This is a genomic window from Bradyrhizobium sp. SZCCT0231 (genome assembly GCF_018130245.1).
Taxonomy (GTDB): Bacteria; Pseudomonadota; Alphaproteobacteria; order Rhizobiales; family Xanthobacteraceae; genus Bradyrhizobium; species Bradyrhizobium japonicum_F.
The window spans coordinates 20,061-35,587 of the sequence record NZ_JAFCKP010000012.1 but is presented as its reverse complement, the minus strand read 5'-3'; the positions used below and the strand labels follow the sequence as shown (position 1 = coordinate 35,587).

11 protein-coding genes and 1 tRNA gene are annotated in these 15,527 nt (G+C 63.1%); 7 read left to right on the top strand and 5 right to left on the bottom strand.

Annotation, left to right across the window (positions count from 1 at the left end):
• Window positions 1-40: 40 nt before the first annotated feature.
• From JQ566_RS24015 to JQ566_RS24000, 4 genes are all read left to right on the top strand, one after another.
• Window positions 41-961 carry a LysR family transcriptional regulator gene (locus JQ566_RS24015; RefSeq protein ID WP_212376490.1) on the top strand — a complete coding sequence of 307 codons (921 nt, stop codon included), beginning with the start codon at window positions 41-43 and terminating at the stop codon, window positions 959-961.
• 340 nt (window positions 962-1,301) lie between these two features.
• Window positions 1,302-2,573: a DUF2157 domain-containing protein gene (locus JQ566_RS24010; RefSeq protein WP_212376482.1), complete on the top strand. Its 1,272-nt coding sequence runs from the start codon at window positions 1,302-1,304 to the stop codon at window positions 2,571-2,573.
• Window positions 2,570-3,175 (top strand): GDYXXLXY domain-containing protein, encoded by a 606-nt coding sequence (locus JQ566_RS24005; protein ID WP_212376480.1) that lies wholly within the window; start codon window positions 2,570-2,572, stop codon window positions 3,173-3,175. Before JQ566_RS24010 ends, JQ566_RS24005 begins: the two co-directional genes overlap by 4 nt.
• Before the next feature lie 92 nt (window positions 3,176-3,267).
• Window positions 3,268-3,356 (top strand) — tRNA-Ser (locus tag JQ566_RS24000).
• A gap of 6 nt (window positions 3,357-3,362) precedes the next feature.
• Here JQ566_RS24000 and JQ566_RS23995 read toward each other — a convergent pair.
• Complete coding sequence (locus JQ566_RS23995) at window positions 3,363-7,838, bottom strand: NACHT domain-containing protein (RefSeq protein WP_212376479.1); 4,476 nt, start codon at window positions 7,836-7,838, stop codon at window positions 3,363-3,365.
• 556 nt (window positions 7,839-8,394) lie between these two features.
• On the opposite strand from JQ566_RS23995, the gene JQ566_RS23990 reads away from it, so the two are divergent.
• Both JQ566_RS23990 and JQ566_RS23985 read left to right on the top strand, forming a co-directional pair.
• Window positions 8,395-9,534, top strand: coding sequence for an FAD-dependent oxidoreductase (locus JQ566_RS23990; protein WP_212376477.1), 1,140 nt, complete (start codon window positions 8,395-8,397; stop codon window positions 9,532-9,534).
• 428 nt (window positions 9,535-9,962) lie between these two features.
• On the top strand, window positions 9,963-10,823 hold the full coding sequence (locus JQ566_RS23985; RefSeq protein ID WP_212376474.1) for a DMT family transporter: 861 nt from the start codon (window positions 9,963-9,965) through the stop codon (window positions 10,821-10,823).
• A gap of 10 nt (window positions 10,824-10,833) precedes the next feature.
• On the opposite strand, the gene JQ566_RS23980 is transcribed toward JQ566_RS23985, so the two are convergent.
• Window positions 10,834-12,048, bottom strand: coding sequence for an EAL domain-containing response regulator (locus tag JQ566_RS23980; protein WP_212376473.1), 1,215 nt, complete (start codon window positions 12,046-12,048; stop codon window positions 10,834-10,836).
• 499 nt (window positions 12,049-12,547) lie between these two features.
• Window positions 12,548-13,711, bottom strand: coding sequence for a hypothetical protein (locus JQ566_RS23975; protein WP_212376472.1), 1,164 nt, complete (start codon window positions 13,709-13,711; stop codon window positions 12,548-12,550).
• Between the two features lie 328 nt (window positions 13,712-14,039).
• Between JQ566_RS23975 and JQ566_RS23970 the strand changes: the two genes are divergently transcribed.
• Complete coding sequence (locus tag JQ566_RS23970) at window positions 14,040-14,663, top strand: helix-turn-helix domain-containing protein (RefSeq protein WP_212376470.1); 624 nt, start codon at window positions 14,040-14,042, stop codon at window positions 14,661-14,663.
• Between the two features lie 58 nt (window positions 14,664-14,721).
• Here the strand turns inward: JQ566_RS23970 and JQ566_RS23965 are convergent, their stop codons facing one another.
• Together JQ566_RS23965 and JQ566_RS23960 are read right to left on the bottom strand one after the other, a co-directional pair.
• Window positions 14,722-14,970 carry a hypothetical protein gene (locus tag JQ566_RS23965; protein WP_212376468.1) on the bottom strand — a complete coding sequence of 83 codons (249 nt, stop codon included), beginning with the start codon at window positions 14,968-14,970 and terminating at the stop codon, window positions 14,722-14,724.
• A gap of 151 nt (window positions 14,971-15,121) precedes the next feature.
• Window positions 15,122-15,499, bottom strand: a complete 378-nt coding sequence (locus JQ566_RS23960; protein WP_212376466.1) for an Hpt domain-containing protein — start codon at window positions 15,497-15,499, stop codon at window positions 15,122-15,124.
• Between the last annotated feature and the right edge of the window lie 28 nt (window positions 15,500-15,527).

The following is a 15,527-nucleotide window of genomic DNA, read 5'->3' as shown; positions in this document are numbered from 1 at the left end:
TTCATTAGCAATCCAGAATAGAGAGATATATTTATAAGGAATGCTGATAGATCAGCTCGACCTGAAACAGCTCCGCGCCTTCGTGCGCGTCGTCGAAACCGGCAGCTTCAGTGCTGCGGCGCGATCACTCGGCATGTCGCAATCCGCCGTCAGCCAGGCGGTGCGTCAGCTCGAGGAAAACTTGCGGATGCGGCTGCTCGATCGCACCACGCGAAAGCTCCAGCTCAGCAAGGTCGGCGCGGATTTCATGCCGGGCATCCAGCGCCTGCTCGCCGATCTCGATCGCCAGCTCCAGGATCTGCGCGACCTGCGCGAACATCGCCGCGGTCACGTCACGGTGGCCTGCGTGCCGTCGGTGGCGCTGCGGCTGATGCCGCGCGTGCTCGCCGCGTTTCAGCGCGAGCATCCGATGGTCGCGGTGACGCTGAAGGAGATTTCGCGGCACCAGATCTTTGCGGTGCTGCGTGGCGGCGACGTCGATCTCGGCATCGCCAATGTCCCGGGCGACGATCCCGAGCTCGACGCCTCGCGCCTGCTGGTCGACAGTTTCGCGCTGGTGATGCGCCGCGATCACCCGCTCGCCGCGCGCGATGCCGTGAGCTGGGCCGAGGCGTCGAAAGCAGGACTCGTGGTGATGGCATCAGGTACCGGCATCCGTCTCGAGATCGAGCGCAGTGTCGCCGAGCTTGGCCAGGGTACGCCGGTCCACGAAGCCGAGCATCCGGCAACGCTGCTGGCCCTGGTCGAAGCCGGCGTCGGTGTCGCACCGCTGCCGAGCCTCGCCTGGCCCGAGGCCAGTCATCCCGTGCTCACCTGGCGCAAGCTGGTCGAGCCGGTGATCGAGCGCGAGCTCTATCTGATCTGGCGCATCGGGCGCGATCTCTCGCCGGCCGCACGCGCGCTCCAGCGCGGCATTTTGGCGGGTGCGCAGGCGATCCGCGAGCGCAGCTTCGCCGATTGACGCCTTGCGCCGCCGGTAGAGCGGTGCTCTCGCCACCGGAGCATTGATGGCTTGAACCTGCTATGGGGACGGACCGACCTAGCAACATCCGCCGGCAGGCAGGGCTATCGCATTTGAACCTTCACCAGAGGTCGTCATGCCCGGGCTTGTCCCGCCTGCGCGGCCGAAGCCGCTTCGGCGAGGCGAAGGCCCGGGCATCCACGTTCTTTGTGCTGCGTAGCAAGGCGTGGATGGCCGGGACAAGCCCGGCCATGACGATGTGGAGAGTATCGTGCCCAAAAGTGTACGGCTCATATGCGATAGCCCTGCGCCGGCAGGCGAGAGTCAGTGATTCACCACGATGTTCGACAAAGCCTACCGGCAGCGCCTCGAAGCTGATCTTGCGCGATGGGAAGCCGATGGCGTGATCGCGCCCGCGGCAGCCGCCAGCATCCGCAACGCGCTGCCGCCGCTCGCGCCCGGTATCAACATCGCCGTGGTCGTCGCCATCGTCGGCGGCCTCTTGATCGCAGCCGCGTTCCTCGCCTTCGTTGCGGCGCACTGGACGGAGATCGCGCGGCTGATGCGGTTTGCGATCCTGGTCGCCGGCATGGCCGTTGCCGGCGGTCTCGGCGCCTGGTTCGCCGCGACGGGGCGCACCGTTCTTGCCGATCTCTGTGCCAGCGTCAGTGCGATCATCTTCGGCGCCGGCATTGCGCTGGTCGGGCAGATGTACCACCTCGGCGAAGACTTTGCCGGCGGCATGCTGTTGTGGTCGATCGGTGCGTTTGCCGCGGCCGTGCTGACCGGCTCGCGCGGTGCGCTTGCGGTCGGCCTCGCTTCTGCCTCGGTCTGGACCTGCATGCGTGTCTACGATGCGCCTGATGTCCTGCATCTGCCGTTCCTGGCGGTCTGGCTGTTCGCCGCCGTTGTTGCCTTCGCCTGGCATTCCCGCGTCGCCGCCCACCTCGTCGCGGTCGCCGTGCTGCCGTGGTGGATCGCGACGTCGTTTCGCTTCGAATTCGACGGAGCCCAGCCGTCATTCGTGCTCGCGAACGGTGCGGCCTTGCTGTTCGGCGCCGGGCTCGCGATCGCCGCCGCGCCGTCGCCGAGGGCGTTCCGGCTCGGCAGCATCCTGTCGATTTACGGCGCGTTTTCACTGGCCGTCGCCGCGTTCCTCGAGGTGACCACGGTCGACGACATCGTCCGCTTCCGCACCGGGTCTGGTGCGGGCCAGCCGCTTTGGGCGATTGCGTGCGGGGTTGCCGGTGTGATTCTCGCGCTGGCATCGGCTGGAATCACCAGGCGCGCAGGAGAACTCCTTGCGGCAGGCGCGATCGGGCTGGTGCTGCTCGCGGCGCCGGTCTGGCCGGCATCCATGGCCGGCGAATCCTGGTTCGCCTATGCCGCGCTGCTCTCAGCCATGCTGTGTCTCGTCGTCTCCGGCATGCTCGATGACGTGCGTCCGCGCATCGTCGCCGGCTGGCTCGGGATCGCCGGAATCATCGCCGGCATCACCTGGGCGGTGAAGGGGTCGCTGCTGCGCCGCTCGGCTTTCCTCGCGGCGGCGGGCGTCGCGGCCGTCGCATTTGCAACCGCGCTCAATCGCATTCTGCCGAGGGCTGGGCGATGACCGAGCTGATCGCATCCGTCACCGCGTTCTGGCAGCGCATTCCGAAAGCCGTGCTGTTCGGTGCCGCCATCCTGATCCAATGCGTGCTGCTGGTCCTGATGGTCGCCGATCGCATGCAGATCCTGCGCGATGGCCGTGAGGTGACCCTGCAGACCCAGCCAGTCGACCCCCGCGATCTCCTGCGCGGCGATTATGTCGTGCTCCGCTATGACATTTCGCAGCTACAGGCGGGGGCGCTCACCGGCAAGCCGGCCGGGACGCGCAATCCCGTCGTGTTCGTCAAGCTCGCGCCCAATGCCGGCGGGCTTTACGAGGCCGTCTCGGTGCATGCCGAGCCTGTTCCGGTCACGGCGCCCGAAATCCTGATTCGCGGCCGCGTCAGCCGTTCCTGCGGTTCGACCAGCCCCATCTTCTGCGACAAGCTGACGATCAAATACGGTCTCGAAAGCTATTTCGTGCCCGAGGGCGAGGGCAGGACGCTCGAAGAGGCCCGCAATCAGCAGAAGCTGCGCATCGTCGCCGCCGTGCTGCCCTCAGGCCGCGCCGCCATCAAGCGGCTGCTGCTCGACGGCCAGCCGGTGTATGAGGAGCCGTGGTATTAGGGCGGAATGGTTTCAGGATGAATCGATTGCCGCGGGGCTCGTCCACCTCTCACGCTTGCGGGAGGGGCCGCAGCCTCTCAATGGCGCCTTCAGGAGAGGTGCAGAGTGGTTGAATGCACCGCACTCGAAATGCGGCATAGGTGCAAGCCTATCGGGGGTTCGAATCCCTCCCTCTCCGCCATTATGTCTAGACACCTACCGCAGCCCTGGCCCTTTGCTTGCGCGGAAGAGCCTCAGCCTCCTTCTTTTTCTTTGCGGCGTTCTTGTTAGTCGATGGTCGCTTGACCTGAACCTTGGCCTTCGGCCGTGTCCTCTTCGGGGTAGGAGGGACAGATTTGGCCTTCCATGCGTTGATTCCTACGCATTCGACCTGTATGTGGCCTGAGGTATTCTCGGTAACTTTCTCAGCCAAGCGAGAGAGCCACCTGATAAGGTCTGCGAACGAGATTTTCTTGTTGTCATCTCTGCGTTGCCAGCGTCGATCGCGGTGGTGTGTCACCACTAGAACACCGTGGCGTCGATATTCTGGCTTCAGATAATCCTCAGCAAGTTGCGTGTGCAAAGCGTTTTCGAGGTCACTTCCTGACCAGCCTTTGCCGCCGTGTTTGATCTCTAACGCGACCTGAAACGGCGACGCGGTGGAGGCAACGAAAATATCGGGTTTGTCGCCGAGCGCGATTTCGCCTTCGCGGACAAGATGGAAGCGGCCTTTGGCCCGCAATAACAGTTGCTCGGCGAGCCAAGGTTGGACCTCGTCTTCATCCTTGGCCTTCTCCAAGAGCGCGCGCGAGCTGAAGTCGTCCTTGGTCAGGCTGTGATCAATTTCGGCGAGAACACCGAGAACGATGCGGAGCAGGTCGGCGCCAGTCTTGGCGGGAGCGAGGAAACCTGTTTCGAAGGTGCGGACTTCCTCGGCGGTCCATGCCGGGGATTCGGAGTCACGAATGGCCTTGCCTCGCGCCAATTCGCGAAAGCGGTGTGAGCGCAGCGCGAAGACCGGATCATCGGACAGTCGCCTTATTGCACCATAAGCATCTGGCCCCGGACGTGCCAGCAACGCCGATAGAAGGGCGTCGCGGGCGTGCTGAGCGTGATCCCGGGTATCGGGAGAGTATGATCCCTCATGGATAATGTCGTCCTTCGGGCGAATTCGGGAATAGGCGAGGTGGAGCAGGGCCTCGAGAGTTTTGATCGTGGCAACAGACAGCGAACCGGCGATAAGCGAGTCATAGCGGTCGAACAGGTTGCTGAATGTGAGTTCGGCGCGCGATTTTCGTTCCTCCGGAGGGGCGCTGTTCAACCATTTCTCGAGAAAGGGCATGGCCGCGTCGGGGGCGAGCAAGAGAAGGAGGCCAAGATAGCTTAATGCGAAATCGTTCTTCTTGGTCTTTAGGTGTAGATGAAAGCGTTGCCTGAAGACCTTGAATAGCTGGCCCCTCTGGCTCGCATCGAGGTCTAACCGACGTACTATCCGCTGTGCATTGTTCAGCGTTGAGATTGAATTGGCCTCGGACGAGGCGATGATCTCGATGAGAAGGAGCTGTACAGGGCGTTGAATTGAGCTCGCCGCGCCGCCATAGCGGTGCAAGAAAAGGTTTGGCGAGTTCGCGGACGAACTCCATTCGAGTTCAACCTGCTCGCGGATAATCGGGACAACGGCTTTCGGCCATGCGATAGTCAGCAAATCCAGCCATTCCGGATAGTGCTGCTCGGCACGGCAAGCATGGCGCGCTGCTAGCGCTGCCTCTCTTGGCGACAGGCTAGAGGCCCAGTCAGGATCATCAGCGGCCTCGATCCCCACGCCGGCAAAGGCCAGGACCGAAGGCCACTTAATAGTGATTACCCCGCCTGGCTTCTTGATAGGCCGCACGGGTTTGACGATCCGCCAGAGCTGCTTCATTCCATCCCGGAACGCCTCTGCAACTTGACGATCAAAGCCCTCTACAAGCAGTCGCCATTGTAGGATGACATTGGCTTCTTCGGATCGTGTACGTCGCTGAAGCCAGCTATACAGATTGTGGAGTCGGTAGATGCCTTTCTTCCACGAGGAAAGGTTCTTCGGATCGCGAAGTAATTCTGGGTTGTCGAGAACAGTTCGCCGAAAGTTGACCCAACCCTCTTTCTCTTTGATCCTTTCGTAGCGGTTGCGAAGATCATAAAATGCGCTTTGCAGCCGATGCGAGCGCATCATCGGATCTTCCGGGGCCGGTGTAAGCGCCGCGGTAAGTTCGGCGAGTAGAACGGCTTCGCTGCCAATCATGGAACGGATTTGCGGTTCTTCTGCTGCGAGCTGTCCTGCCTGATGATGAAGCGCCAGTATGCCGCTCAGTGCGACTTGACGATCCTGTAGGTCGGGTTGTGAACGAAGGTCTTCACCAAGCCACGGCAGATCGTTGCTGGAAAGAGCCCAGAGGTGCCCCGAGCCTCCGTGGAAGACCTGCCACGGGTGGGTTACTGGGCCATGCTTGCCATTGGCACGCTGCTCCGCGATGTCTGCCCACATGAGGGCGCGATTGAGTGCCGGATTGGTGCGGACGAGTTCGAAAAGCCGCGGTGTCTCCCCGCTATTGAAACCTTCGCGGCCAGAACGCTCAACGACCATCAGTAAGCGCACGAGGTAATCCGGTGGCTTCGAATTCTGAAGTCGCAAAACTTCAACGCGTGTCACGTCATGGAGATGCTTGGCTATGTCCTGATGTTGGCGGGCAACGCGGCAGAAATCGTCTTTGAAGGGCTTCGACAGGCAGAGATCGGCTAGTCCGCTAAGAAAGGCCTTGCGTGCAGTATTGTCGGGGGCTTTGTCATAGAGGTCCTGCAAATGATAGCCGAAGCCGTCCGTACTGTAGGCCTTCGGCGGTTTTGCTTTCGCAATGATCCTAAGTAACTCTGAGGTCTTGAGGAGCGCGGGATACAGGGCAAGCGACAAGGATGATGCGAGACGGGTGCTTGCGGCTTCCGGCTTCTTGGTGAGGGCTTTAGCGATAGCGGCGAGGCTCGCATTGTCACCGCAAGCTTCGAGGCCCTGTACTGCCACGATACGATGATGGTCATTCGCCTTCTTGTCCTTGGCGACGGACCTTGCCAATGACACCGCTCCTACGATCGCTCCTTCGCGTATGAGACGGAGGAGGTCGAAATGGAAGTCTTCCCGTTTGTTGATGGACCATGCCTTGAGTATCGCTGGTGCTAGGCGCTTGTCGGCGAACAACCAGAGATCACGGTTTTCGAGGAGGTCGTCCGCCGTATCTCCAGAAGCCTGCCTGGTAGCGTAGGCGAGCAGAATTTGTTCTCGAACGCCAAGCGGCAGGGAGCCAGGATCGCCATAACCAAGCAGGGCAAGAGGCTCGCGACGAATGACTTCGTCGCGGATTTCCGTGTGCCAAAGGGACAACCAAGCCGCTTCAGACCTTAGCGATGGGACAATGGTTTTGACGCCGTAGCGTTCGGCGAAGAGTAGATTGAAGACTTCAGTCTGCGGGCAACCGCTCTTGATGAGACGATCAAGCCATTTAGCTGTAAGGTATTCTTGCGTTGAGCGGTGATGGAAACGGATGCGGCCGTAAGTTGCTGGCGCGAAAATGCCGCGGCGGAGCAGGGCGTTCCGCTTTGCATCGGTCCAGTCGGGCAGTATGTGGGCTGGGTCGAGCGCGCCTGCCGCCAATTTGGGGTCGGGCTCGCTTCCCGGCGCGCGGAGGGTAAACGACTTGCCGAGCGTAAGCGCAGCAGCGATGCGTTCGGCTCCCTTTACCGCATCGTCGTGCGAGATAGCCTCATTATCCGGCCTGTGCGGATTTGGTTCGGACAGCTTACGGAAGATGCTGTGTTCGAGCATTTTCTCGAACGCTCCGAACTTGCCGTGCGTGTTCCAATAGTCTGCGAGGTCGACCAGGTCGCCGGGTCTTTCGGTCAGCGCAGCAAGGCCCTGTTTTGCGATCGCCTCGGTAAAAGCGCGGACATCCTGCACACCAGCAGCCTTGGCAAGGTCGCCATATTGTTCGGTCGAAAGGGGGCTCAGCTGGACGACCGTCAGGTCGTCAAGATTGGCTGACTCCGTGTCAGGTACTGATCTCTGAGGCCGGTCGGCCTTTTCGAAGAGCGGAGCAAGCAAGCCGCTGTAGTCGCTTGTTGAAGAAGGTTTGGTCTCGGGCTTCTTCCATGCGGCTAAATAGCGAAGGAAGGTTGCCCGATCCTCTGCGCCTCGCCAATCTGTGACCCGGCAGGATACATAGACATGTGCGCGCTCGCTTGCGTCGCCAATTTCCTTGGCAAACCGCCGCAAAGCTGAATCGAAGTTTTTACGGTTGAGGCGGGCTTCGTCGACGGAGTCGAGGAAGAACCACGCCTCATTGGGTTCCGCTAGCCAATCGCGGAATAGCCTTGTGCTCGCGCCGTCGAGAGCTTGTTCAGTCCCCTGATCGAGGTCTTCGATACGAAGGAAAAAGGCCGGTTTGCCTTCGGCTTGCAAGACTTCGCATTGATGGCGGAACTCTTCGGTCTTTCCGCTATAGGCTTCAGCAAGCAGGATGACACGGCGTCGCTGTCGCAAATCGTCCCACGACATCCAGCCGCTTATGCGCGGCCCCCACATGCGGCCAACGTCGAGACTTGGCTCTTGATCTTCCTTAACAGGGATGAAGTATCTTTTGAGGTCAATGAAGTTCATGCCAAGTAACGATCGATCGAAATCTAAGCGCGTGGTGAACGTCAAGCTGGGCTAGAGGTATCTTGCGATGCAACAAAGATGGAGGCATTCAAGAGGGGCAACGATTCCGCTGAGGTGAGTGCACAAAACGCGCAGGGTCCGGCGGCAAACAGAAGTCCAAACCAGCGTCGACCACGCAACTCGGTCGCCGTTCGAGAAGCCCAGCCGGAACTCTGCCTATCGGACCCTCCTGCAATGATGAGATTATGCACCTGTTTTGCTCGACGGGTCAAAGACCGGGCGACGTCGTCCATCGACTCTATGATGAATTCCTATCTCCACCGCGCGCAACGGATTCGTCACCCTCGCCCAGCCTCATCGCGATCATAGCGCCCGCGTCAACGCGGTTGCCGCGAGCAGGCCGTCTATGGCGGGACCGACCTGATGGCGCTGATGCGGCCCCATTGATCTAATACTGCGTTGTCGATGCCGGCCGTAACCGCCCTCCCGTAGACCTTGTCAACACGCGAAATCATCAGGATGATCGGCGCGTCGTAGCATCGCTCGCGAGGCCTTTATGCGAAAATGCGAAGTCGCCGTGCTGGGTCTGGGGCTCATGGGCGGAGCAGCGCTCAACGCATTGCTGGATGCCGGCGTCGATGCGCTCGGCTTCGACCCTGTCGGTCCCGGTTCGGATCGAGGCTCGTCACATGGTTCATGTCGAATTTTCCGTCGCTTCAATTTCGAAAACCCCAACTACACCAGCCTGAGCGACGAGGCTCATGCCGGCTGGATCCGGCTGCAGACCGAAAGCGGTCAAACGGTTCTGACCGAAACCCCTGTTTTGGAGGCCGGCCGCCCCGGCTCCGCCATGGTGGCGTCCTCGCGCGCGGCCGCGATCGCGAAAGGGCGCCCGGATCCGATGTTGACCGCGGCTCAAGCGAATAAGGAATTTCCGGCTTTCAGCCTGCCCGGCGACTGGGACGTCGTCGTGCAGGACGGTGGCGCGATTCTGCGCACCGGTGTCGTGATGAAACTGATGCGCTCACGCGCCGGCGAGCGCGTGATTCCGGAACGCGTGAGCTTTTCGCCGCGCCGGGACGGCGTGTCGATCCGCACGGATACCCAAGAGTTCTTCGCCGAGCGCGCGATTCTGGCGCTGGGCCCATGGCTCGGTCGCGCACTCCCGCGACTAGGCGCGCTGCTGAACGTGACTCGACAGGCGGTCGGCTGGTTCGCGCCGAGCCGCCCCGACACTGTGGCGCTCGGTCGTTTCCCGATCTTCATTCTGGACCGAGGTCCAAACGACATGGTCTACGGCTTTCCGGATTTCGAACAGCGCGGCGTTAAAGCTGCGCCTCACAACCACGGGCCCGTGGTCGGCCCCGACGACTGGGGCCCGCAGGCCAGCGATGCCGAACTCCGCTCGGTCGGCGAAGCGTTGGCCGCCCTCGTCCCGGGCGCGGCCGGGCCCGTCATCGATCGCGACGTCTGCCTCTACACCAACACCGCGCCCGCCGACCGCCGGCCCGATGCCGGCGAGGAATTCATCATCGATCGCTGGCCGGAGTCCCGCCTGATCGTCTGCTCCGCCTGTTCAGGCCATGGTGCGAAGTTCGCGCCCGCCATCGGGCAAAGGCTTGCTCGCCTTGCCACCGATCCGTCGTACGAAGCAGAACCCTTCTTTCAGCTTTCCCGATATTCTCGATTTGCCTGAGCGGATGCTGGATCTTGCGGTGACAGTGCACAAGACGCGCACCGTCCGGCGGCAGACGCCTTCAAGAGACCCGGGCCAAAGCCCCGCCTGTCCGACCCCCTGCGATGATGCCACTATGCCCCTGTTTTGCCCGACGAAGCAAATGACGGCAGATGTCATTCGGAATGGGTCGCACCGCTCGCCGCCAATTGCCGTCAGCTCGCACGGGTGCGCCGGATAGCCGCGTCAAACCACGATCCCCCGACTTTTCGGCCCCCAAAACCCCGCCCGACCCGCCACCCAATCCGCCCTCACCTAACCCATTGATCTTGCAACCCCCGTCTACTGTGCATGGGGTTGTTTTCGCACTTTTGTTGTTCCATGGCAGAACGCGACGCGTTCAACTGCCACGGCACCAGGCCAGCCGCCGTCCACCAAGCGAGACCAACATGCACTCTTCGGCCAGCGGCTGGGGCAACGGGCTTCTCGGCGTCATCATCTTCAGCGGCTCGCTGCCGGCGACGCGCGTGGCCGTCGGCGGCTTCTCCGCGCTGTTCCTGACATCCGCGCGCGCCGTCATCGCGGCGCTGATCGGGGCGGCGGTGCTCGGCCTGCTCCGGCAGATGCGGCCGCAGCGGCAGGATCTCGCCTCGCTCGCCATCGTCGCGATCGGCGTCGTGGTCGGCTTCCCCCTGCTGACCGCGCTCGCGCTCCAGCACATCACCTCGGCGCATTCGATCGTCTTCATCGGCCTCTTGCCGCTGTCGACCGCGATCTTCGGCGTGCTGCGCGGCGGCGAGCGGCCGCGGCCGCTGTTCTGGCTGTTCGCTTGTCTCGGCAGCGCCACGGTGGCCGGCTTTGCCCTCGCTGGCGACGGCTCGGCGTCGCTCACCGGCGATCTCCTGATGGTGGCCGCGATCGTGCTGTGCGGCCTCGGCTATGCCGAAGGCGCCGCGCTGTCGCGCCGCCTCGGCGGCTGGCAGGTGATCTCCTGGGCGCTGCTGCTCGCGCTGCCGTTGATGGTGGCGCTCGCAATCCTGACGTGGCCGCCCGCCTGGAGCGGCGTCGGTGTGCCCGCCTGGATCGGGCTCGCCTACGTCTCCGTCTTCAGCATGTTCGTCGGCTTCATCTTCTGGTACCGCGGGCTCGCAATCGGCGGCATTGCGCGTGTCGGCCAGTTGCAGCAGCTGCAGCCGTTCTTCGGTCTCGCGCTCGCAGGTCTTCTGCTGCACGAGCCCGTGGCCTGGAGCATGATCGCCGCGACCGCGCTCGTGGTCGTCTGCGTCTTCTTCGCGCGGCGGTATGCGTGAGGCCCGTGCCTCACGCCTGCCCCATCACCGTCCGCGTCAACGCGCTCCTTGCGAACTTCTTCAGCGGCATCGGCTTGCCGAACAGAAAGCCCTGCACGAGATCGAAGCCGAGCTCGTTCGCGGCGACGAGATCGGCGCGGCTCTCGACTCCTTGCGCCACGGCGCGCGCGCCAAAGCTCTGGGCCAGCTCGACGATGTGACGGCACACCGTGCGCTTGAGCCGGTCATTGCCGCTGCCGGTGACGAATTGCCGGTCGGCCTTCAGCTTGACGAAGGGAATCTTGTCGAGGCCCATCAGCGCCGGCCAGTCGGCGCCGAGATTGTCGACCGCCAGGCCGATGTTGTGCAGGCCCACCTCGCGCGCGACCTCGGTCAGGTGGTCGAGATCGCGGGTCGCTTCCTGGCTGTCGATCTCGACCGTCAGTCCGCCGAAGGCCGGATGCGTCGGCACGCGGCGGCAGAGATCGCGCACCGCCTGCGGCTCCCTGAGATAGGAGACAGGAAGATTGATCGACAGATCGACCGGGCTTTGTTGCTCCAGCAGATAGTGCCAGTCCTGCACGGCGCGATCGATCACGAACTCCGAGAGCTCGCGAAAATGCGGATCGTGCGGCTCCGGGATGAAATAGGCCGGCGGCACCACGCCCCAGGTCGGATGCCGCATCCGCACCAGCGCCTCGGCGCCGCTGCGCACCAGCGTGCGCGCGTCGATCTTGGGCTGGTACCAGAGCTCGAGCCAGCCGGCGTGCAAGGCCTCGCCGACATGCACGGCCGGGCTCGGCGCCGGCTCCTCCGGCAGCAGCATCGCAACACGCTCGCGCAGCGTCTCCGCGGCAAAGGGCGTCGTGAGCGGCGGCAGCATCGCAAGGCCGTATTCCTCACCGACCTGCCGCACGGCCTTGACGATGATCGACTCGCGGGCGCCGACGGCGAGGACACTGCCGGCAAATGCCTCGCGCACCAATATTTCGAGGAATCGTCCCGGCTCGATGCCGTCGGCGGCGACGCCGAGCAGGATCAGGTCCGGCAATTCGGTGGCGAGCACGGTCTTCAGCTCGTCGGCGCTGGCACATTCGCAGGTGACGAAGCCGAGATCCTCGAGCACCTCGCTGAGAAAGGCGCGCAAGTGACGCTTGCTGTCGGCCACGCAGGCGCGCGGCGTCACCTTTCGCCGTCCGAAGGTCACAGGCCTCCGGCCGACGAGTTCAGTAATCCCATCGTTCATCGTACACCACTCCCGTTCCGTGACGGTTTCTTAAACGCCGAGCGTGGGTTCAAATAAGGAGAGCTTCACATCGTTCTTGAATAATTTGAGTAACGTTAAGCCCTGCAATTCGAGCTAATTTGTCGACAGAATCTTCGAAGAGAATTCGCGCGCCAATGCCGATCGACGGCATCGAGCGGTGCGCTTGCGCGGCCGCTCCGACGCAACGATGAGGTCGGCGGCGTCAGCGGTCGGCGTCCCCTTTCGCTCGTGACGGTTCTGCGACAACAGGTCCGGGCCGGCGGCCGTAAATGTGAAGTGCATCACACGCGCATTGCTGCACCTGCGCTATTGCTCCGCGCAGCCGGTGGTGGGCTGTCGAGGATTGCAGCTATGTCGATGCGGCGAATGATGTATTGGTGGTTCAGATTCGTGCTGTCAGGGCGATTCATGGATCGCTTCCTGTGCTTGCCGCGTTAGCCGCGCCGCGCAACATGGCCCTTCGCGGCCGAACCCCGATCTAGGTTTGCCCGATCAGCTTGCGGAACGCCGCCGCACCGTCCTGCATCGCGTCGCGGCCCTTCCAGGCCAGATAAGTCAGCTTGCCGCCGAGAGTGTCGTGGCTGCGCAGCCGCCGCGATCCGAGAATGTGGCCGACATTGGCGGGGAAGCGGCTCACCTCGGCGGACACGAGGGCCGCGATCGCGTCCATCAATTGCTGGAGGCGGACGCCCCACTCGCAATGTTCGATGCCGTCGATGCGGACCTTGAGCGCATATTCGGTGTCATAGATCTCAGCGAGCAGGTCGCGGGCGACCAGCACCCGGTTGTGCCGGAGTGCGATACGAAGCGCGAGGCGCTTCTCGTCGAGCCGGTCGAGGACCATGGGAACGACGCAGGCATAGGGTGTGGCGGCAACGTCTGCTGCGGCCTTGCTCGCAGCGGCCTTGGTGGCGAGCCGCGCCAATTGCCAGGACGTCTTCAGCCGCCGCGCCACCAGCGCCAGCGCGAAGGGCAGCGCCTGGGGATGGGTCTTCTTGAAGGCGTCGAGCTGCGCGGTGATCTGGGCGACCTGGCCGTCGTCGAATTTCGCGATCTTCTCAGGCAGCTTCTCGTTGAACTTCGGCAGCGCATCGCCGGCGCGCAACACATGAAGCATCTTCACGACGTCGTCGAAGGCGGTGCGCGAGGCCGTGTATTGCGCGAGCTTGGCGCGCGCAGATTCGGCGCTCTCGGACGAGGTGAGGGTGCTCTCGAGGACCTTGACGACCTTGATCTGAAAGGTCGACGCGATCTTCTGCACCTCCTTCGGGTTGTTGGCCGCGATCTGGTCGTTGATCGCCTTGATGTAGTCGCGCGCCATGGTCGGCAGCAGGTCGCGGCAGATCCACTCCCAGATCGGGGTGAGGGTGTTGCGCGAGATCCGCCCCATGTTGGCATGCTCGGGTGCGCCGTCGATCAGCAGCGGCTCCAGCGGCGCGAAGAAATAGCGCGAAGGGCTGGTGGCGCGCGCCTGGGTCGATCCGTCCTTGCGGAACTCGGCGCGCAGGCGGGACTGGATGTCGGCCGAACCCGGCATGTCGATGCCGCACAGCTCGAGCCGTTCGAGCTCGCTGAGCAGACAGCTGCGCGACAGCGGCGTCAGCCTCTGCAGGAATTCCGACAGCCGATCGATCTCGTTCATGGCACGCAATCTTTCGCAGCGTGTCCCGCGGGCTTGCGGGCCCAATGCGTGGAGGCATTTGCGCGCTCTCAATCCCCCTAGAGAAGCAAGTCGCCGTTAATTAATCCGTAAAACCCGGGGGACGTCAGGGGAGGGCGGCGGCCAAGAAGTTCCGCATGTCGGCCAAGATTTCGGGGGAAAACTCAACCCCTGCATGGTCGGGCGCGGCGTCGCGCAAGCACAAATTGTGCCGAAGCCGCCTTTTTTGCGCAAAACGGCCTAAATCACCGTAGTCTTACGGAGCAAAAAGTTAACCACAGACCGGCCCCGGTTCCGCTAAATGAGTGACATGGGGTCACAGAATGATACGGCCACCGATTCGCGGCCGTCGGACTGGCACGAAGGCAGCGCTGCTTCAGCTGAAGAGCCCGATTTCGTCCGCCTGAGCGCCGTCCGCGCTAAGGCGGCCGACGAAATGGCCGCTGCCATCGCCCGCGAGCTCAACGGCCCCCTGACTGCGCTCCTGCTCTACATGGGCGAGATCAAGCATCACAGCGACCAGCTCGCCCCCGTTTCGAGCGATCGTGCCTATTTGCAGCGGGTGGTGGAGAACGCGCTGGCACAGACCGAGCGCGTTTGCGGTCTGGTCAAGCAGCTTGCCGGCCCTCACAAGGGCGGCTTGCCGATCCCGTCCAGCACCGAGGAGGCACAATCGAAGGCTGCCCGCGTGCTGCAGCCGCAGCGCGGGCCGAGCGCCGAACTCCTCGGCCCGTCCGGCCAGAAGCGGCTGACCAAGCGCGAGCGCGAGGTGCTGAGGCTGATCAGCGAAGGCTACTCGAACAAGCAGGGCGCGCTTCGCATGCAGATCAGTCCGCGCACGTTCGAGAGCCACCGCGCGGAGGCGATGCGCAAGCTCGGCGCGCGCAACACCGCGGACCTCGTCCGTGCGGCGCTGCTGCATTCGATCGACTAGACAGGCGGTGCTGACGAGGCGCGAGCCACTTCTGGAGAAGTCTGGAAACCGGTCGCGCTCAGAAATAATCTTCGGCGAACGGACGTGTGCGCGAGGCGGGACGCAGCGGCTTGATCTCTTCCTTCGGCGCATTCGGAATGATCGTGATGATCCAGCGGGGAGGCATGCTCGATTCCTGCGCCAGCACCGAACGCACGAAGCCGGTCACGGTCGACTCGCCAGCCTTCACCGTCGCCATCCGGCCGTTGAACTGTGCGATGCGGAAGCGACGAACCTCCTTCTGGTCTGCGGTCTCGTAGGTGAACATGGAAAACCCTCCTGGTTTTCCGCGACTATCGCCACCTATGATTAGCCATCTCTAAAAATCCCAAACCGTAGAAGTACGGCGGGTTTCGCGCGGCCTGTGCTGCCGCTGGGGTACTCGGGCTGGCGAGGGCGCAGCATAGGAGAGCGCTAATTCAGGCTTGCGGCTCCTGCGCGCGCGCGGCGGCGTAGGCGGCATCCATCAGGTCCAGCAGAACGCGGAATTCGGCCTCGCCGAGGCCCTCCGCGGTCTTCTCCAGCTGCAACGCCAGCGCTGCGAGCCTGACATAGCCGAACGTTCCGGCCGCGCTCTTCAGCGAATGCGCTTCGCGCGCGATCCTGGCGTGGTGCTGTGCAGGCGAGAGCGTGCGGAACAGTTGCAGGCGCGCGTGGGTCTCGCTCCAGAACACATCGCGCACTTCACAGGCGCCGTCCTCGCCGATCTCGCGCACCAGCGCTTCGTACGCGCGCGGCTCGCGCGCGGGTTCGGCATCGGGCGCCGCCTGCGCTGGCGCGACGGTTACGTCAAACATGGCCTTGCCTGTCTTGATCACGGCTTGT